The organism is Actinomycetospora corticicola (genome assembly GCF_013409505.1).
GTDB classification, from domain to species: Bacteria; Actinomycetota; Actinomycetes; order Mycobacteriales; family Pseudonocardiaceae; genus Actinomycetospora; species Actinomycetospora corticicola.
Genome location: NZ_JACCBN010000001.1, coordinates 1,246,103 through 1,264,669, shown reverse-complemented (window position 1 = coordinate 1,264,669; position 18,567 = coordinate 1,246,103). Strand labels below are relative to the sequence as shown.

Genomic DNA, 18,567 nt, shown 5'->3' with positions numbered 1-18,567 from the left:
CCGCGGGGCCCGGTCGCGTCGAGGGCTCAGCTGGTGAGCAGCCCGCCCTCGACCGGCAGCGTGATCCCCGTGCAGTAGGACCCGGCGTCGGAGACGAGGAAGACCAGCGCGGCCGCGAGCTCCTCCGGGTCGCCGATGCGGCGGGCCAGGATGCGCGGGAGCTGCGACTCGAGGTAGCCGTCCTGGTAGGAGTCGGTCATCTCGGAGGTGAAGAACCCGGGGGCGAGGGCGTTCACGCGGATGCCCTTGCGCGGGGTCCACTGCTGGGCGAGGTCGCGGGTCAGGCCGATCAGCCCGGCCTTCGAGGCGGAGTACGCGGCCTGCGGCAGGCCCGCCGTCGTCATCCCGAGGACCGACGAGATGTTGACGATGGAGCTGCCCTCCCCCATCACCGTCGCGGCGGCCTGGGCCATCCAGTAGCAGCCGTTGAGGTTGACGTCGATGACCTGCCGGAACTGCTCCGGGGTCTCCTTGGTCGCCGGGACGGCCGTGCCGACGCCGGCGTTGTTCACCAGGACGTCGACCCGGCCGAACTCGCTCATCGCCGCGTCCACCAGCGCCTGACAGTCCTCCGGGGACGCCACGTCGGTCCGCACCGCGATCGCCCGCCGCCCGGCCTTCTCGACGGCGGTCCGGGTGTCGTCGAGCTTGTCGGTGCGCCGCGCGCCGAGCACCACGTCGGCCCCCGCCTCCGCGAGGGTCCGGGCGAACACCGCCCCGAGGCCGGAGGAGGCGCCGGTCACCACGGCGACGCGGTCGTCGAGACGGAAACGATCGAGGATGCCCACGGCGGGCACCGTAGCCAGTTCCCGCCGCGGACGTCAGGCCTGCGAGCTCTCCAGCGCGGGCGGCGGCGACCCGGCGTCGGGAAGATCCTCCCGGGGCTCCGGGTCGAGCGCCCCCGGCTCGGGCTCGGGTGCCGGCTCGGGCCAGACCCGCCCGCCGAGCCGGCCCAGCTGCGTCTCCTCCGGGTCGGCGAAGATGTGCAGGCCGAAGCGGTCGGAGAGCTCGCGGAACACGTTGATGCCGCGCACCGAGTTGCCGTGCATGTCCAGGCCGGGCGAGAACACCGACAGGCCGACCTGGTTGGGGATCGCGGCCATGATCCCGCCGGAGACCCCGCTCTTCGCCGGGATGCCGACGTCGTTGGCCCACTGCCCGGCGGCGTCGTACATGCCGCAGGTGAACATGACGCCGATGACGTCGCGGACGTAGGTGCGCGGCATGGCGCGCTCGCCGGTCCGCGGGTTGACCCCGCCGTTGGCGAGGGTGGCGCCCATCTCGGAGAGCTCGGCGGTGCTGACGTGCACGGAGCAGGCGGCGAGGTACACGCGGAGGATCTCGTCGACCTCGCCGACCAGCATGCCGAGGGAGCGCATGTAGTAGCTGATGCCGAGGTTGCGGTCGGCCTCGGCCATCATCGAGTCGAGCAGTTCCTCGTCGACGTCGAGGTCGGGGTTGCCGGCGTAGATCCGCATCCGCTCGAGCAGGCGGCCGATCTTCTCCTCGACGTCCGAGCCGCCCAGGATGTCCGCGGCGACCAGGGCGCCGGCGTTGACCATCGGGTTGTGCGGGCGCCGCATGTTCCAGTCGAACTCCAGCGCGTTGAACGGGTCACCGCTCGGCTCCACCCCGACCCGCGTCAGGGTGGTCTCCCGGCCGTTGTCCTCCAGCGCGAGCGCATAGGTGAACACCTTGGAGATCGACTGCAGCGGGAAGCGGTGGTCGCAGTCGCCGACCGCCCACTGCGTGCCGTCGACGTGCGTGCCGGCCAGGGCGAACAGGTCGCGCTGGGCGATCGCCTCGGGCGGGTAGTAGGTGACGACGTCGGCGTGGCCCATGCGGGCCTGCCGTTCCAGCAGCTGCTCGAGCTGCTCCCGGGCCCGGCGCTTCTCCTGCTCGGTGAGCGTTTCTTCCCACGACACGACGCGCATGATGACGTGCCGCATGGCTGATCGTCACGGGGGGAAGCCCCTGGTGTGCAGCACGGCATCATGATGTTCCCGACGGACTACGCGATCGACCCCGCGACCCTGGCAAAGGAGGTCGAGGACCGCGGGTTCGACTCGCTCTGGTTCCCCGAGCACTCCCACATCCCGGTGTCCCGGCAGTCGCCCTACCCGGGCGGCGGCGACCTGCCCCGGATGTACGTCCACACCTACGACCCGTTCGTCGCGCTCTCCTGGGCGGCGGCCGCGACGACGACGCTGAAGGTCGCCACCGGCATCTGCCTGCTGATCCAGCGGGACCCGATCCACACCGCGAAGGAGGTCGCCTCGCTCGACCGCCTGTCCGGCGGACGGTTCCTGTTCGGGATCGGCGGCGGCTGGAACCGCGAGGAGATGGCCGACCACGGCACGAACCCGAAGACCCGCATGCGCCGCCTCGGTGAGCAGGTCGAGGCGATGAAGGCGCTGTGGACGCAGGAGGAGGCCTCCTACGACGGCGAGTTCGTGCGCTTCGAGACGAGCTGGGCCTACCCGAAGCCGGTGACCTCCCCGCACCCGCCGGTGATCGTCGGAGGCATGGGCCCGACCGTCGAGGACCGCATCCTCGAGTTCGGCGACGAGTGGCTGCCGCAGCGCGTCGGCCCGGACAACGTCGACGAGTTCATCGAGCGCGCCGAGAAGCTCCAGCAGCGGGCCGCCGACGCCGGGCGCGGCCGGATCCCGATGTCGCTGTTCGGGGCCGAGACCTCGCAGGAGGCCCTCGACGGCTACCACCGCGCCGGGCTCGACCGCGTCATCTACGGCGTCTCCAGCGCCGACCGCGACACCGTGCTGAAGGAGCTCGACGAGCTGGCCCCGCTGGTGTCGCAGCACTGATGCCGACGCTCGGTCCGGACGACGCGCGCGCACGGTTCGCCGCCGCGCGCGTCGCCCGGCTCGGGACGGTGTCCGGGTCCGGCCGACCGCACCTGGTGCCGGTGGTGTTCGCGGTGGTCGGTGCGCGGGTGCTGATCGCGATCGACCAGAAGCCGAAATGCACGCGCGACCTGAAGCGCCTGCGCAACATCGAGGCCAACCCGGCGGTGTCCCTGCTCGCCGACGCGTACTCCGACGACTGGTCCACGCTCTGGTGGGTCCGCGCGGACGGCGAGGCCTCCGTGCGGGACGACGTGCTCGACGAGGCCCGCGACGCTCTGGCCGCGCGGTACCCGCAGCACGCGGCGGACCCTCCGCAGGGGCCGGTCATCGAGGTCGCGGTGACCGGGTGGTCCGGGTGGTCGGCTTCCTGACGGCGGGTCCTCTCCCCCTTCCCCCCGTGGCCCCTGTGGCAGCGAAGCGTCGTGCTGTCGTCCAGCAGCAGGAAAGCCACATCGTCGCTCGCGCGGGGTCTTCGTTGCGTGGAACGCACACGGCGGGACGGGGCGGCCTCCACAGCCCGCGCGCGTTGCGGCACGCACACGGTGAGGTCGGCAGCCCGACCAGGACCTCGTGAGCGTGTTGCAGCTGCGGTTGGGCGTGTCGCGCACGAGGTCATGATCATGTGGTGCCGGGTCGGAGGGCGCCCGCGTCGCGACGAGCGATACACGAGCGCCGGATCGACGTGTGCGCGGCCCGCCGACGGGCCGGCCCACGGCAAGATCCGGTTCCGCCGCGCGAAGTGGTCGCTGGGCGATCACTTCGCTCGGCTGATCTGGATCTTGCTCGCGACCAGCGTCTTCATCGCTGCCCCAGGGCCCCGATGGAGCGATCGGGTGCGGCCCACAACGCGGCCCCTCGCGAGGACGAGCCGCGCCGACCGTGTGCGACCCGCAACGGGTCGTCGCGCCGACGTGCAGAACGAGCGAAGGGCACCTCCGGACGAGTAGATCGACCGGGGGTGCCCTTCGCTCGGAACTCGGGACTCAGGCCGGGACCAGCGTCGCCTCGTCGCGACGGGCCTCCCGGCGGGCCTGCACCTGCAGTCCGCCGCTGACCAGCAGCACCGCCAGGCCGGCGATCGCGAGGACCGCGCCGACCAGGGCCGGGGCGAGCAGGCCGAAGCCGGCGGCGATGACGATCCCGCCGAGCCAGGCGCCGAGGGAGTTCGCGACGTTCGAGGCGGACTGGATCGCGGCCGACGCCATGGTGGGGGCGTCGCCGACGATGTCCATGATCCGGGTCTGGATCGCCGGGCCCAGGGCCAGCGAGAACATGCCTGCTCCAAAGAGCGAGAGCACGGCGAGCAGCGGGGTGCCGACGGTCAGCGGGAAGGTCGCGAGTACGACGGCCAGGGCGACGAGGCAGCCGCACAGGGTCTTAAGCGGCGCGCGGTCGGCGAGGCGGCCACCGACGATCGAGCCCGCCGTCATGCCGAGGCCGACCACGGCGAGCAGCAGGGTCACGGTGGTGGGGGCGAACCCGCCGACGTCGGTGAGCATCGGGGTGACGTAGGAGTAGCAGGCGAACATCGCGCCGAAGCCGAACACCACGGCACCGAGCGAGAGCAGGACCTGCGGGTGGCGCAGCGCGGACACCTCGGTCTTCAACGCCGCCCGACCCCCGCCGGTGGGGGCGGCCTCGGGGACGAACGCCCACACCGCGACGACGGCGAGGACGCCGATCAGGCCGACCGCGGCGAACGTCGCGCGCCAGCCGAGGGCCTGCCCGAGCAGGGTGCCGAGCGGGACGCCGGCGACGTTCGCGATGGTCAGGCCGAGGAAGACGCGGGCGACGGCGGTGGCGCGGCGGTCCCGGGCGACCATCGACGCGGCGGTCACCGACGCGGCACCGAAGAACGCGCCGTGCGGCAGTCCGGTGAGGAACCGGATGACGAGCAGCGAGCCCATCTCCGGCGCGAGGGCCGAGAGGAGGTTCCCGACGGCGAAGGTGCCCATCAGCGCGATCAGCACCTGTCGTCGGGAGAAGCTCACCCCCGCCCCGGCGAGCAGCGGGGCCCCGACGACGACGCCGAGGGCGTAGGCCGAGATGAGGTGCCCGGCCTCGGACACGGACACCCCGAGCCCGGCGGCGACCTCGGGCAGCAGGCCCATGATGACGAACTCGGTGGTCCCGATGCCGAAGGTGCCGACGGCGAGGGCGAACAACGCGAGCCCTGCGGAAGGACGACGGATCACGGCGGCTTCTCCAACGGGATCGATCCAGCAACGACGCGATCCAGGGTCGGCACGCCGCGCCCATAAGTCGAAGAACCGACACGCAGAGGTCGATAAGCTCAGCTTGTCTATCCTGGTCACGTGCCGACGCTGCGCCAGCTGGAGTCGTTCCTCACGGTTGTCGACGAGGGCTCGTTCACACGTGCGGCCGGGATTCTGGGGGTGTCGCAGCCCGGGTTGTCCCAGCAGATCGCCGCGCTGGAGTCGGAGCTGGGCACCACGCTGTTCAGCCGGCTGCCCCGCTCGGTCACGCTCACGCCCACCGGCCGGGCGCTCCTCCCCCACGCCCGCGCGGCCGTCGATGCCGCCGCCCGGGGCACCACCGCGGCCCGGGCCGTCGTCGGGACCGACGCCGGGGAGCTGCGGATCGCGACCGTCTACTCGACGGGGCTGGGGGTGCTCCCGCCCGTGCTCACGCGGTGGCGCGCGGAGCATCCGGACGTGACGGTGCGACTGCTCGAGCACCGCACCACCGAGACCATGACGACGGCGATGCAGGCCGGGCAGGCCGACGTCGCGGTCGGTCCGACGGCCCCCGGGTGGCGTGGCCGGGTGCGGGTGCTCGGGACGGAGGAGCTGGTGGTGCTGCTCCCCGCCGAGGGCCCGCCCGACGTCCGGCACCACGAGATCGCGCTCGAGCGCCTCGCCGACGCGGCGTGGGTGCAGTACTCCCCCAGCCACGGGCTCGCCGAGGAACTGGACCGGGCGGCGCGCGAGGCGGGCTTCCGGCCCCGGGCCGCCGTCCGCACCGAGCAGACCGCGATGGCCCCGCTGCTCGTGGAGGCCGGCCTCGGACCGGCCCTCGTCCCGGCCGGGATCGTCCCGACGTCGTTCGCGGGCCGGATCGCCCGACCCGTCCCCGCGATCACCCGCGAGCTGGCGGCGACGACGGGGCCGGACCCCGACGCCCTGACCTCACGCTTCGTCGCGCTACTGGCCCGCCGAGCCGTCCTCATGCCCCCGCACGTCGCGCAGCGGCTGAGCTGAACGGTCCCCGAAATCGAGCACCGAGGCGACCCGCGGTCGACGACGGCAGGCCCTCCGGCAGGTCGAGCGGCGGCAGGTCGCCCAGGGCGCGGGTCAGCAGGAGGTCGGCGAGGGCGGGGTTCCGCGCGAGGACCGGTCCGTGCAGGTAGGTCCCGACGACGGAGCCGCCCACGGCCCCCTCGGCCCGGTCGCCCGTGCCGTTCCCCGACGCACCACCCCGCACCCGGGCCAACGGCGTGGCGCCGGGGCCCAACGTGGTGATGCCCCCGTGGTTCTCGAAGCCGACGAGCGGGTCGTCGAGCCCGTCGAGCAGGGCGTCGGCGGTCACGTCGCCGATCCGGCGGGGCCCCCGGCCGGGCACGGTCTCGACGTCGAGCAGCCCCAGCCCGGGCACCCGGGTGCCGTCGGCGACCGTGAACGCCCGACCCAGGATCTGCAGCCCGGCGCACACGGCGAGGGTCGGCGCGCCGCGGTCGAGCGCCCGCCGGAGCCCGGCCGAGTCCCGCAGGCGCTCGACGGCGAGCATCTGCGCCGCGTCCTCCCCGCCGCCGAGCACGTAGACGTCCCCGCCCGCGGGGACCGGGTCGTCCCAGCCCACGGTGTGGACGTCCGCGTCCAGGCCGCGCCAGCGCAGACGCATCGCGAGGACGGCCGCGTTCCCGGCGTCGCCGTAGGTCCCGAGGACCTCGGGCAGGAGCAGGACGATCGTGGCGCTCACGTGAGCACCCGCGCCGCGTCGTGGAAGGCGGTGTAGTTGCCGACGAGGTCGACGGCGCCGACCGTGTCCCGGGTCGCCCGGACCGCGTCGTCGGCCAGCCGGTGCGGGAGCCCGGCGTAGGCCAGCCGCACGGAGAGCTCCGCCGACCGCTCCCCCGCGACCACCACCGGGTGCCCGGCGAGCCGTTCGAAGGGCACGTCCCAGAGCCAGGACACGTCGCGGCCGTCGGCCTCACGGGAGTTCACCGCGACGACGACGGGCCGCCCCGGCCCCTCGTCGAGCAGGTCCAGCACCTGCGCCCAGCCGGCGGGGTTCTTGGCGAGCAGCAGGCGCGTGGTGCCGCCCGGCCGCGTCACCGTCCGGTACCGGCCCCCGACCTGTTCGAGGCCGCGCAGCCGGGCCGCCGCGACGGCGGGTTCGACCCCGAGTTCCGCCGCGACCGCGATCGCGAACGTCGCGTTCAACCGGTTCGCGTGGCCGGGCAGGGCGAGCTCGAGCGGCACGTCCACACCGTCGGGACCGCGGGCGCACCACCCGTCGTCGTCGACGATCGCCCAGTTCCCCGGCGGGCGCGTGAGCCCGCACGACCCGCACGTCCACCGCAGCCCCGCGTGCGTGACCGGCCCGTCGCAGCGGGGGCACACCCCGGCGTCCCCGGTCCAGGACGACGGCGAGGACACCCACAGCGGCGCCGCCGAGCGCAGGCCGGCGCCGGCGCAGAGGACGTCGTCGGCGAAGGCGACCACCCGGGCCCGCGGGTGCGCCGCCACGGCGTCGCCGACCCGACGGGCGACGGTGCGGACCTCGCCGACCCGGTCGAGCTGGTCGCGGCTGAAGTTGAGCAGGACGATCACGGCCGGGTCCGTGGCCGCGGCGACCTCGCCGAGGTAGGACTCGTCGACCTCCATGACGGCGAGGCGCTTGCCGGGGGCGTCGAGCAGGGCGGTGGTGATCCCGTCGGGCATGTTGGCGCCGAGGTGGTTGGTGGCCACCTCGCCGTCGCCGCCGAGGGCCCGGGCGATCATCGAGGTGGTCGTGGTCTTGCCGTTGGTCCCGGTGACCAGCACGACCGTCCGGCCCACGGCGAGCCGGGCGAGCACCCGACCGTCGAGCACGGTCGCGACCCGGCCCCCGATCACGGAACCGTTCCGCCCCGTCCGGCGCGCCACCCCGCTCACGCTGCGTGCAGCAGCGACGGCCAGTCGGGCACGCGTCGGCAGCCTCGGGGTCACAGCGGTGATCGTGCGCGCGGACGGGTTAACGGTCGGCAAGACGACGCGCAGGCGCAAAGGCGGCGACGCGGACCGTACGGTGATCGGCTGTGGCGCAGCTGTGGGTCGTCGAGGACGACGACACGATCCGGGGGGTGCTGAGCTCCCGTCTGCAGGCGGAGGGCCATCAGGTGACGGCCCTTCCCGACGGCGGGTCGGCGCTGGTCCGGTCGCTCCCCGCGCCCGACCTGGTGCTGCTCGACCTCGGGCTGCCCGACCTCGAGGGCACCGAGGTGTGCCGGCGGCTGCGGGTCACGTTCCCGGACGCCGTGCTCGTGGTGGTCACCGCGCGCGACGACGAGATGGACGTGGTGGTCGCGCTCGAGGCCGGCGCGGACGACTACCTCACCAAGCCGGTGCGCTTCACCGAGCTCGCCGCGCGGGTGCGGGCGCACCTGCGCCGCGCGGGTGCCGCGCTGCCCGAGGACCGCGGGTCACGGCTCGTCGTCGGGAACCTGGCGATCGACCTCGCGGCCCGGAGGGTGACGCGCGAGGGCGAGGAGCTCGGGCTGCGGGCCAAGGAGTTCGACCTGCTGGCGCGGCTCGCGGCCGAGCCGGGGGTGCTGGTCTCGCGCGAGGCGCTGATGAGCGACGTGTGGGACGAGCACTGGTCGGGGTCGACGAAGACCCTCGACGTCCACATCGCCGCCCTGCGCCGCAAGCTCGGCCCGGAGCCCGTGATCGCGACCGTGCGCGGCCACGGCTACCGCCTCGAGAAGGTCTGATGCGCGCCCGGATCGTGCGGTTCGCGGTGATCGTGTCGATGGTGGCGATCACCGTGTTCGGGCTGCCGCTGGCGGTGGGCGCAGCGCGGTACTACGTGGTCGACGAGCAGACGGACCTCGAGGGGGACGCGCAGGTCGCCGCGGACGCGATCGGGCCGGTGCTCGCGGCCGGGCAGGTCCCGACCGCCGTCTCGCCCATCTCCGCCGAGAGCCCCGGCGCGGTCTACGCGCTGGACGGCCGGCGGGTCACCGGCGACGGGCCGGACCGGCTCGACGCGTCGTTGACCGGGGCGCTGACCGGGCGGGTCGAGCGACGCAGCTCCGCGGGGACCTTCCTGGTCGCGGTGCCGGTGCTGGACGGTGACCGTCGCGTCGGGGTGCTGCGCGCGGAGCGGTCGCAGGGCGAGGCCGTGGAGCGGACCGCCGTCACGTGGGTGGTGATGCTCGTGCTCGGGGTCGCCGCCGTCGCGGGCACCCGGCTCGTCGCCCGGCGGCTCGCGACCCGTCTCGCCGCGCCGCTGGAGGTCCTCGCCGACGACGCGCGCCGCCTCGGCGAGGGCGACTTCACCGTCTCGGCCGACGCCGCGGACGCCGCCGTCCCCGAGGTCGCCGCCGTCCAGCGCTCGCTCTCGCTCACCGCGACCCGCCTCGCCGACCTCCTCGCCCGCGAGCGCGCGTTCTCCGCCGAGGCGTCCCACCAGTTGCGCACCCCGCTCGCCGGGCTCCGGCTGCGCCTCGAGGAGGCGGCGACGCTGCCGCCGGGCTCGCCCGGGGTCGCCGAGGCGATCGAGGGCTCGCTCGAATCCGCCGACCGCCTCGACCGCACGGTCACCGAACTCCTCGCCCTCGCCCGCGAACCCGCCGGCGAGCGCCGCTCGCGGGTGGACGTCGTGGCGCTGAGCCGGCGGGTCGTCGAGGAGGTGGGCGCCGACGGGATGGCCGTCGACCTCGTCCTTCCCGACGACGGGGCGTGCATCTCGGGCTCGGAGGCGGCGGTCCGCCAGGTGCTGACCGTCCTGCTGGAGAACGCGCGGGTCCACGGGGAGGCTCCGGTGACCGTGACCGTGCGGGATGCCGGCCCGGCGGTGGCGCTCGACGTGGCGGACTCCGGGGCGTTGACGGTCGACGAATCGGCGCTGTTCGCGACCCGCTCCCCCACCGAGGGCCACGGCATCGGTCTCGCCCTCGCTCGCCGGCTCGCCGAGGACCAGGGCGGCCGGCTCCGCCTGCGTTCGGCCGCCCCGACGACGATCACCCTGCTGCTCCCGGCCGCCTCGGACTGATCCTCCGCGTGAGGGGAACCCTCGTGCCACAAGAGCGCTCGGATCCTCCCCTCACGGCGGCGAGCTCGTGATCGCGGGCCGTCGAACCCGAGCCGTTCGGCACGAACGGGCCGTTCGTGGCCTCTAGGTGCACGAACGACTCGTTCGTTCCGATTCGATGGGGGCGGCGGTGCACCCGTCGTCTCCGAAGGGGTGGAGCCGACGCGGACGGGGAAGGCAGCGCCCATGGACCTCGGACTGGGTGGAGCGCGCGCGATCGTCACCGGGGCGTCGCGTGGCATCGGACTGGCGTGCGCGCAGGCACTGGCGGCGGAGGGCGCGCGGGTCGCGCTCGTGGCGCGGACGGCGGTGGACCTGGACGCGGCGGCGCAGCAGGTGAACGGCGAGACCCTCCAGCTCACGGCCGACACGACCGACGACGCGGCGGTGCGGGCGGCGGTGGACCGGGTCGTGGAGGCGTGGGGCGGGGTGGACGTGCTGGTCAACGCGGCGGCACGGCCCGCGGGCGGGGCGCCGATCCCGAAGCTGACCGACCTGACCGACGACGCGGTGCAGGTCGAGTTCGACACGAAGGTCATGGGCTACCTGCGGACGGCACGCGCGGTGGCGCCGGCGATGATCGCGCAGGGTGCCGGGCGCATCGTGAACATCAGCGGCCTGAACGCGCGGAAGACGGGGTCGATCGCGGGGACGATCCGGAACGTCGCGGTGGCGGCGCTGACGGCGAACCTCGCCGACGAGCTCGGACCGCAGGGCATCAACGTGACCTGCGTGCACCCGGGGATCACCGACACGGAGCGGACCCCGGGCATGCTCGCGGACATCGCCGGGAAGCGCGGGATCTCCGAGGACGAGGCGCGCGAGGGGCTCGAGGCGACGACGAGCCTGCGGCGGATCATCACGGCGGCCGAGGTGGCGGACGTGGTCACGTTCCTGGCCTCGCCCCGCGCGGTGGCGGTCACGGGCGACTCGCTGGGCGCCGGCGGCGGGCAGCCGGGGGTCGTGCACTACTGAGTGCCCGGGGAGGGCCGGACGTGCCGCGGCGGCGCCACCCCCGCGTGAGGGAGTGGCGCCGCCGTGGGCTTCGGAGGGGTTCGGATTCGGGACCCGCCTCGGACTGACGTCCTGGCCGCGGCTCACCGCTCGTGGGTCTGCGCTCTCTCGGCGTCGCCGCGCCGTGCCTCGGGGGCTACGGGCGGCCGATGTCCTCTGAGCGGCACGAGCCGGTCCGGTGCGGGATGCTCCCTGCGATCAAACGATCACCAGCTTCCACGAGGGGACGTCGGTCGTGCCGCTGTGAGTCGATCCACGGGTGCTTCGGTCGTGGACTTGTACCCTGTGATCGGGACCACATCGACGACGCCGACGGTACTCCGTGCCCGGCCGGTGTCAACGCCGTCGTTCGCCCGCCGTTCGGGCGGCGTTCACGCCCCGTGGGTCACCCACACGCACGTTCCTCCTGCTCGACACCGCATCGGGTGCCGACACCCCGTCGGCAGACGTGTCGGACCCCCGGGAGCGGCGGACGACCCGTGTCGGGACCGATCGAGCAGCACCTTGTCGGGTGGTCCTGCACTTGCGAGGGTCGTCGGGTGAGTTGGACGGTGTCGTACCCCCGCGTCCTGCCCGAGCGCCGTCCGCCCGGCCACGAGCCGCGCGCCCCCCGCTGGACCCTCGTCCTCGACGCGCCGACCTCGCTGCTCACCGCGGACTACCTCGCCGTGCAGCTGCCGGAGCGCGGCGGCCCGGCCGAGGAGGAGTTCCTGGCCCTGGCGCGAGCGAGCGCGGACGGTCCGGAGTCGACCGAGCTGCTGGTCGCGACCGGGCCGGAGGGCACCGTCGAGCTCGTCCACCTCGCGTACTGGAAGGACCCGACCGCCCACGAGCGCTGGCTGCACGACGCGCCGCTGCCGACGTGGTTCGACCGGCTCGACCCGGCGACCGCGACGATCGGCGCCTGGCACGAGGTGCTCCAGGTCCACCCCGACCGCTTCGAGACGATCTACTCCGACCCGCGGTGGCCCTTCGGCTTCGCCGGGTGCCGCGGGACGAGCCGCGAGCCGATGACCACCAACGGCTACTTCGGCGCCGCCCGCGACCGCTTCCCGGTGTCGGCCATCGACCCGCTGGAGGCGGTCGGGAAGCAGGTCCGCCGCACCGACGTGCCGTCCCGCGGGCGACGGCTGCGCGTCGAGTGCTCGCACGACACGGCCGTCATCCGCTCCGGGCAGTTCTGGGAGCCCGCCGAGGGCGAGCAGCTCGTCGACTACGAGCACAACCTGCAGTCGAAGCTGCTCACCGGGATGGACCACCTGCGCGAGCACCCCACCGACACCGGCACGCTCTCGCTGCGCATCCTCACCTCCCTCGACCCGGCCTCCCTCGCCCCGCGCCGCGAGACGTCGGTGCTCGGGTACTTCCACGCCCTCGGCGAGCTCGAGGAGTGGGCCGCGAGCCACCACACGCACCTCGCGATCTACGAGCACGCCATCGAGGCCAAGCGGCACTGGGGCGACGCCCGCTCGGTCGTCACCTGGCACGAGGTGGTGGTGCTCCCCCGCAGCGCCCGCTTCGAGTACGTCAACTGCGTCCCGACGACGGGGCTGCTCCCGTTCGCCCCGACGCTGCTCACGCTCCCGTGAAGACCTCGGTGAGCCACTGCCGGTAGGTCCGCGCGGGGTGACCGGTGCGGCGGGCGACCTCGTCGGTGACCGGGGCGGGCACCCCGTCGGTGTCCCGCCAGTAGCGGAACAGCGAGTCGACGACCGCGGACGGGACGAACCGGGCCATCTGCTCCCGCGCGACGTCGGGGTCGACGGCGCGGACCTCGATCGGCCGCCCCAGCCGCTCGGCGACCTGCGCCACCTGCTCGGCCATCGTCAGCGACTCCGGCCCGGTCACGTGCACCGACTCGTCGACCGGGTCGGCGAGCAGGGCGGCGACCGCGACGTCACCGATGTCGCGCTCGTCGATCGGGGTGGTGGCGGACCGCGGGAACGGCAGCTCGACGAACCCGGCCGCGATCCCCCGCGACCACTGCCCGGTGTTGCCCGCGAACGCCCCGGGACGCAGCGCCGTCGTCGTGATGCCGGCCCCGCGCAGGGCCGTCTCCGCGTCGGCGTGGTGCGCGGCGATCCCCCCGGGCTCGGGCTCCGGCTCGGTCAGCACCGACTCGGAGGACAGCAGGACGGCGTGCCGGACCCCGGCGTCGGCCATCGCCCGCGCGAACGGTCGCAGGTCCTCGGCGACGTAGACGAACACCCGGTCCACGCCGTCGAGCGCCGGTCCGTACGACGACGGGTCGTCGAGGTCGAGCGCGACCCGCGCGGACCCGTCGTCGGGAAGGACCGACGGGTCGCGCCCGGCGGCGCGGACGTCGACACCGGCGGCGAGCAGGCCGGAGCGGACGGCGGATCCGACGGCGCCACGGGCGCCGGTGACGAGGACGGTCATGGGGTCCACTCTGCTCCGCGCCGCTTCAGCCCACCACGAGCCGGGCCAGCACCGCCCGGTGGTCGGTGCCGGGGACGTCGAGCACCTCCGCGTCGGCGACGCCCAGCCCGCCCCCGACGAGCACGTGGTCGACCTGGAGGCCGAACCACCGTGGGAGGGCGGTCGGCCAGGTCGCCACCGTGCCCGACCCCGCGGCCGGCAGGGCATCGGTGCAGCCGGCCGTCGCGGCCCGGAGGACGCTGTGGTCGGCGGTGGCGTTGAGGTCGCCGACGACGATCGTCGGGCCGGCCGGCGGCGTCCCGCACGCGGGCGCGACGAGCCGCGCCAGGTCGTCGCGCCAGAGGCCGACCTGGCTGGGCGGATAGGGCGCCGCCACGTGGACGGCGACGACCCGCACCCCGGAGACCGTGGCGTCGAGCGTGCCGAAGAGCCGCCCGGGGACCGACCGGATCTGCGGGGCCGGCACCCGCGGGCCGAGCAGCAGGGACGTCGAGGCGACGTCGTCGGGCGAGGAGGCGTCCGCGGTCCATCCGCGGTAGTCGGGCAGCAGGGCGGTGAGTCGCGCCCGGAACAGGTTCCCGGCCTCCGGCAGGACCACGACGTCGGCGGCCCGTTCGCGTACCAGCGCGGCCAGGGCGTCGACGTCGGCGCGGCCCCGGTCGGTGTTCACGGTGAGCACGGTGGGGCCGCGGGACCCGACGGGAGCGTCGTCGGCGAGCAGCCGGCTCCCGACGATGCCCGCGGCGGTCAGCGCCACCAGGGCGGCCGCGACCATCGCCGCGAACCCGGCCGCGAACAGACGGGGTCGGCGCTCGTCGAGCGGCGGTCCCTTCCGCCGGACGAGCACCCCGGCGAACCGGCCGACGAACGCCGAGACCATCACCACCACGAGCAGCAGCGGGGTCAGGGCGGCGAGCTGGACGAACGGGGTGACGCGGTCCAGCCCGACGTAGCCGGGGAGGAGCACCGCGAGGGCGACCACGAGGCCCACGAGGGCGCCGAGCACGGCGGGCAGGGATCGGCGCACCCGATCATCGTCCCAGTCACGCCAGGACGATCACCGCCCGCAGGCCAGGACCCCCGTCACCGACCCCGGGTAGGCGCCGGGGGCCTCGACCGCGTCGAACCACGCGGCCACGCGGCCGGCGTCGAGCCGCCCGTCGGCGACCGCCTCCTCGACCGGCGCGCGCACCGCCGAGGCCCACACCGGCGGCGGGATCGGCATGGCGAACGGCGCCTGCTCAACGACCAGCACGCCCGCGTCGGTGAGCAGCCGTCCGAGCGCGCGGCCCATCCGGTCGCAGGCCACCGTCCCGCACACCACCCCGAGCACCTCGTCGGCCGTCTTCGGGTCCCCGCCGAGCACCATCGACGCGTAGTCCAGCTCGAACAGCGCCACCCGCCCGCCGGGGCGGCGGACCCGGGCCATCTCGGCGACCACGTCCACCGCGTCGTCCACGTACATCAGCACCCGCTCGGCGTAGACGGCGTCGACGCTGTCGTCCTCGAGCGGCATCGCCTCGGCCGCCCCGGGCAGCCACCGCACCGCGTCCCCGTACCGGTCCGCCGCCTCCTCGAGCATCCGCGGTCGGTCCATCCCGACGACGGGTCCGGGCGCGTCCGCCGCCGCCCGCGCCGCCGCGATCGCGGCCGCGTGGTGCCCGGCGCCGCACCCGACGTCGAGCACGGTCTCCCCCGCGACCGGGGCGAGGTGTTCCTCGAGCCGGGTGCGGTAGGCCAGCACCGACGGCGCCGCCTCGACCGCCCGGAGGAACTCCACGGCGGGGCCGGCCGACGCGGCCCGCTCCACGTCGTGGAACACCCGGTGGATGTCCGCTCCACGCTCCGTCACGTCGACCATGCAACGCGACGCGGGGCCCGTCGTCAGCGGCCGGACGGGTCCGAGATCCGCTCCCGGACGAACGCGAGGACGGCGGGCCGGGCGATCTGTGCGCCCGGTGAGCCGTACGGGTGATCGAAGACGTGATCGGCATAGGGCACCTGGACCAGTCGGCCCGGCACGCCCGCGGCGCGGAGCTCGGCGTCGAGGTCGCGGACGAGGTCGGCCCGGATGAAGTTGTCGGCTTTCCCGAGCACCAGCAGCGTCGGGGGCAGGCGGGGATCGACGAGGTCGCCCGGCGAGGCGGCGCGGGTCAGGGCCGGGTGCGCGGAGGTGGGACCGCCGAACACCGCGTCCTGCAGCCCGAGCGCGATCTGCGTCATGTCGACGACGGGGTAGAACGCGACGGTCGCGCGCGGCGCCGGCGCCGGGCACCCCGCGGGCAACGACGCCCGGGGCACGCCGACCAGCGCCGCCGTCGTCGAGAGCGCCAGCGTCGCCCCGGCGGACTGGCCCCCGAGGACCACCGCGCCCGCGTCGAGCCCGTGGGCGGCCCCCGGTCCGCCGACCCACGCGAGCGCGCAGGCGACGTCGTGGCGCTGCGCCTCGCCGAGGGTCGCGCCGGGCAGCGGCGGGTCGCCGGGCAGCCGGTACTGCACCGCCACCACGGCGAGCCCCCGGTCGGCGTACCAGCGGTTGGCCCGCGCGCGGTCCGCCGTGGTCCCGCGGACCCAGCTGCCGCCGTGCACCCACACCAGCACCGGGTGCGGCCCCGGCCCCGAGGGCAGGTGCACGGCCAGCTCCAGCCCGGGCTGGTACTCCACGACGAGGTCCGGCGGGGCGCCCCGCTGGTCGACCGCCGTGAGGGCCAGACCCCAGTCCACCCGCACCCCGGCGGCCCGGGCCGCCGCGGCCTGCGTCCCGAGCGCGACGAGGGTGCCGACCACGGCGAGCGCACCCACCGTCGTCACCACCCCGCCGAGGCGCGGGACCCCGAGGGCGAGCAGCCCGACCCCGGCCGCGAGCCCGACGAGGGCCCCGAGTGCCGCGTGCAGGGGGTACTGCCCGGACACGAACGACCCCAGGAACCCGATCACCGGCACCCGCGGCAGGAAGGTGCCGAGCACGATCACCGCGAGGGCCACGGTGCCGAGCACGCCGACGATCCCGAGCGCCGCCCGTGCGAGGGCCAGGAGGGTCACGCCCCGATCTTCGTCGAGGCGCGCCCTCCGGTGCGGGTGATCAGGCTCGCGGCGCCACGAGGTCGTAGACGGTGTCCGCACCCACCCGGGTCCCGCGGTAGTGCGCGGCCACCCAGTCCTGGATCGGCAGGATCGCCCGGCCCCGTCCGGAGTGCCCGGAGACCTGGGCGTACCGGGCGTCCGCGGAACCGCCCGTCGTCGTCGGGACGACGTAGTAGCGGACGAGCCCCTGGGCGACGTCGGCCTGGAAGGCGGCGAGCGTGGGCGCGGGGTCGCTGCCCGAGAACCCGCCGAGGCCCATCACCGAGGTGCCGCTGGCGAGTTCGAGGCTCGCGGCGGCCATCGTGGTGGGGGTGGCCGCCGACCACTGGTCGGTCGTGGTCCGCAGGAGCGCCACGACCTGCGGGTCGGTGCGGCCGCCGAAGCCGGCGAAGCCTCCCGGGGGTCCCCCGCGCCCCGCGCCCGGGCCGTGGGTGGAGCGGGCGTCGTGGACGGTCGGCCCCGGGGAGTCGGCGCTGGTGTGCGGCTTGACCACCGTGTCGACCGCCCAGGCCGTGGTCCCGCCAAGCGCGCCGACCAGGCCGAGTGCCACGGCCGCGATCACCCCGCCGCGGCGTGCGAGGCCCGCCGGGAGGAGCACCACGACCACCGCGACGATCCCCGCGACCAGCACCAGCCAGCGGACCCACGGCACGAAGGTCGGGGCGCGGTCCAGGAGGGCGAATCCCCACGCGGCGCTGACGAGGATCCCGACGGCGAGGAGCACCCGGGCGCCCAACGATTCCCGCCGCTGCCACGCCTCGCGTGCGCCGACGGCCACGAGCGCCGCGACCGCCGGGGCCATGACGATCGTGTAGTACGAGTGCACGGTCCCGGCCATGAACGAGAACACCGCGCCGCTGACCAGCAGCCATCCGCCCCAGAGCAGGGCCGCAGCCCGCACCCGGTCGGTGCGCGGGGCCCGGCGGGTCACCCAGAGCAGGGCCACGAGGGCGAGCAGGGCCGCCGGCAGCAACCACGCGATCTGGCCCGCGAACTGCCCGGTGAACAGCCGCTCCAGCCCCGGCGTCTCGCCACCGAAGCCGCCGGGCCGTCCCCCGCCGCCACGGCCCTGCAGGCGGGAGAGCCCGTTGTAGCCGACGGCGAGCTGGAGCAGCGAGTCGTCGTCCGACCCGCCGATCCACGGACGCTCCGAGGCCGGCCAGAGCGACACCAGCGCGAGGAACCACCCGGCCCCCACGACGATCCCGAGGCCCCCGACGACGAGCTGGCCCAGCCGTCGCCCCCAGGTGCCCCGGGCCGCCACGAGGAAGGTCACCGCGAACGCCGGCAGCACCAGCAGGGCCACGCCCATCTTCGCCAGGAACCCCAGCCCGATGAGCAGGCCGGTCGCGGCCAACCACGCCGTCCCGGCCCGGGTGGTCACCGCGTCCACCGCGCGGACGAGCGTGTACGCGGCCGCGACCAGCAGGAACGTGAGCATGGGGTCGGGGTCGTCGAACCGCGACATGATCACCACGACCGGCGTCAGCGCGAGCACCGCGCCCGCCCCGATCGCGGCCACGTCCCCGCTCCAGCGGCGCACCGCGAGGACCAGCAGCGCCACCGACCCGATCCCCAGCAGCGCCTGCGGGATGAGCATCGACCAGGGCGAGAAGCCGAACAGGTTCGCCCACAGGCCCATCCACCAGTTGTCGGCCGGCGGCTTGTCGACCGTGATGAGCCCGGGGGCGTCCACCGCGGCGAACAGCCAGGCCACGGGGTTGCGCGTCGAGGCCTGCACGGCCGCCGCGTAGAAGGGGTTGGCGTCGCCCTGGGCACCGAGGTCCCACAGGTCGATCAGCGCCGTGACGGCGAGGAGGCCGGCGAGGGCCGGCCCGAACCAGGCGCGTTCCCGACGACCGGCGGGCGCGGCCGGGCGGGTGAGGGTGGCGGTCACGAGCGCAGACGATCACCCCGGTCCCTCACCGTCGGGTGTGCCGTTGCT

At 75.0% G+C, this 18,567-nt stretch carries 17 protein-coding genes; 7 read left to right on the top strand and 10 right to left on the bottom strand.

The window, feature by feature from the left end; genetic code table 11:
• Positions 1 to 26: 26 nt before the first annotated feature.
• Together BJ983_RS05975 and glsA are read right to left on the bottom strand one after the other, a co-directional pair.
• Positions 27 to 788 carry a glucose 1-dehydrogenase gene (locus BJ983_RS05975; RefSeq protein WP_179792983.1) on the bottom strand — a complete coding sequence of 254 codons (762 nt, stop codon included), beginning with the start codon at positions 786 to 788 and terminating at the stop codon, positions 27 to 29.
• Between the two features lie 33 nt (positions 789 to 821).
• The gene (glsA, locus tag BJ983_RS05970; protein ID WP_246325906.1) at positions 822 to 1,934 is read right to left on the bottom strand and encodes a glutaminase A; all 1,113 of its coding nucleotides are present in this window, start codon (positions 1,932 to 1,934) and stop codon (positions 822 to 824) included.
• 60 nt (positions 1,935 to 1,994) lie between these two features.
• On the opposite strand from glsA, the gene BJ983_RS05965 reads away from it, so the two are divergent.
• Entirely contained in the window at positions 1,995 to 2,825 is an 831-nt protein-coding gene (locus BJ983_RS05965) for an LLM class F420-dependent oxidoreductase (RefSeq protein ID WP_218890128.1), read from the top strand.
• Entirely contained in the window at positions 2,825 to 3,238 is a 414-nt protein-coding gene (locus BJ983_RS05960; protein ID WP_179792980.1) for a TIGR03668 family PPOX class F420-dependent oxidoreductase, read from the top strand. Before BJ983_RS05965 ends, BJ983_RS05960 begins: the two co-directional genes overlap by 1 nt.
• A gap of 612 nt (positions 3,239 to 3,850) precedes the next feature.
• On the opposite strand, the gene BJ983_RS05955 is transcribed toward BJ983_RS05960, so the two are convergent.
• On the bottom strand, positions 3,851 to 5,062 hold the full coding sequence (locus BJ983_RS05955; RefSeq protein ID WP_343053772.1) for an MFS transporter: 1,212 nt from the start codon (positions 5,060 to 5,062) through the stop codon (positions 3,851 to 3,853).
• Positions 5,063 to 5,182: 120 nt separating this feature from the next.
• Here BJ983_RS05955 and BJ983_RS05950 point away from each other — a divergent pair, with 120 nt between their 5' ends.
• Positions 5,183 to 6,088, top strand: coding sequence for a LysR substrate-binding domain-containing protein (locus BJ983_RS05950; protein WP_179792979.1), 906 nt, complete (start codon positions 5,183 to 5,185; stop codon positions 6,086 to 6,088).
• Here BJ983_RS05950 and BJ983_RS05945 read toward each other — a convergent pair.
• Both BJ983_RS05945 and BJ983_RS05940 read right to left on the bottom strand, forming a co-directional pair.
• Positions 6,054 to 6,806 carry a glutamine amidotransferase gene (locus BJ983_RS05945; protein ID WP_179792978.1) on the bottom strand — a complete coding sequence of 251 codons (753 nt, stop codon included), beginning with the start codon at positions 6,804 to 6,806 and terminating at the stop codon, positions 6,054 to 6,056. The two genes, BJ983_RS05950 and BJ983_RS05945, sit on opposite strands and share 35 nt — an antisense overlap.
• Positions 6,803 to 7,975: a Mur ligase family protein gene (locus BJ983_RS05940; protein ID WP_343053770.1), complete on the bottom strand. Its 1,173-nt coding sequence runs from the start codon at positions 7,973 to 7,975 to the stop codon at positions 6,803 to 6,805. The genes BJ983_RS05945 and BJ983_RS05940 overlap by 4 nt, the downstream gene beginning before the upstream one ends.
• A gap of 152 nt (positions 7,976 to 8,127) precedes the next feature.
• Here BJ983_RS05940 and BJ983_RS05935 point away from each other — a divergent pair, with 152 nt between their 5' ends.
• The 4 genes from BJ983_RS05935 (at position 8,128) to BJ983_RS05920 (ending at position 12,727) form a co-directional block, all read left to right on the top strand.
• Positions 8,128 to 8,802: a winged helix-turn-helix domain-containing protein gene (locus BJ983_RS05935; protein WP_179792977.1), complete on the top strand. Its 675-nt coding sequence runs from the start codon at positions 8,128 to 8,130 to the stop codon at positions 8,800 to 8,802.
• A complete protein-coding gene (locus BJ983_RS05930; RefSeq protein WP_179792976.1) occupies positions 8,802 to 10,085 on the top strand; it encodes a sensor histidine kinase in 1,284 nt (427 codons plus the stop codon). Before BJ983_RS05935 ends, BJ983_RS05930 begins: the two co-directional genes overlap by 1 nt.
• 225 nt (positions 10,086 to 10,310) lie before the next feature.
• Positions 10,311 to 11,099: an SDR family NAD(P)-dependent oxidoreductase gene (locus tag BJ983_RS05925; protein ID WP_179792975.1), complete on the top strand. Its 789-nt coding sequence runs from the start codon at positions 10,311 to 10,313 to the stop codon at positions 11,097 to 11,099.
• 578 nt (positions 11,100 to 11,677) lie between these two features.
• The gene (locus BJ983_RS05920; RefSeq protein WP_179792974.1) at positions 11,678 to 12,727 is read left to right on the top strand and encodes a phenylacetaldoxime dehydratase family protein; all 1,050 of its coding nucleotides are present in this window, start codon (positions 11,678 to 11,680) and stop codon (positions 12,725 to 12,727) included.
• Here BJ983_RS05920 and BJ983_RS05915 read toward each other — a convergent pair.
• From BJ983_RS05915 to BJ983_RS05895, 5 genes are read right to left on the bottom strand one after another with little or no spacing between them, the layout of a single operon-like run.
• On the bottom strand, positions 12,714 to 13,538 hold the full coding sequence (locus BJ983_RS05915) for an NAD(P)H-binding protein (protein WP_179792973.1): 825 nt from the start codon (positions 13,536 to 13,538) through the stop codon (positions 12,714 to 12,716). The genes BJ983_RS05920 and BJ983_RS05915 overlap by 14 nt on opposite strands.
• 25 nt (positions 13,539 to 13,563) lie before the next feature.
• Positions 13,564 to 14,565: an endonuclease/exonuclease/phosphatase family protein gene (locus BJ983_RS05910; protein ID WP_179792972.1), complete on the bottom strand. Its 1,002-nt coding sequence runs from the start codon at positions 14,563 to 14,565 to the stop codon at positions 13,564 to 13,566.
• Positions 14,566 to 14,595: 30 nt separating this feature from the next.
• Positions 14,596 to 15,390: a methyltransferase domain-containing protein gene (locus BJ983_RS05905; RefSeq protein WP_179792971.1), complete on the bottom strand. Its 795-nt coding sequence runs from the start codon at positions 15,388 to 15,390 to the stop codon at positions 14,596 to 14,598.
• Positions 15,391 to 15,422: 32 nt separating this feature from the next.
• Positions 15,423 to 16,580, bottom strand: coding sequence for an alpha/beta hydrolase fold domain-containing protein (locus BJ983_RS05900; RefSeq protein ID WP_179792970.1), 1,158 nt, complete (start codon positions 16,578 to 16,580; stop codon positions 15,423 to 15,425).
• Between the two features lie 40 nt (positions 16,581 to 16,620).
• Positions 16,621 to 18,519: a glycosyltransferase family 39 protein gene (locus BJ983_RS05895; RefSeq protein WP_179792969.1), complete on the bottom strand. Its 1,899-nt coding sequence runs from the start codon at positions 18,517 to 18,519 to the stop codon at positions 16,621 to 16,623.
• Positions 18,520 to 18,567: the final 48 nt, after the last annotated feature.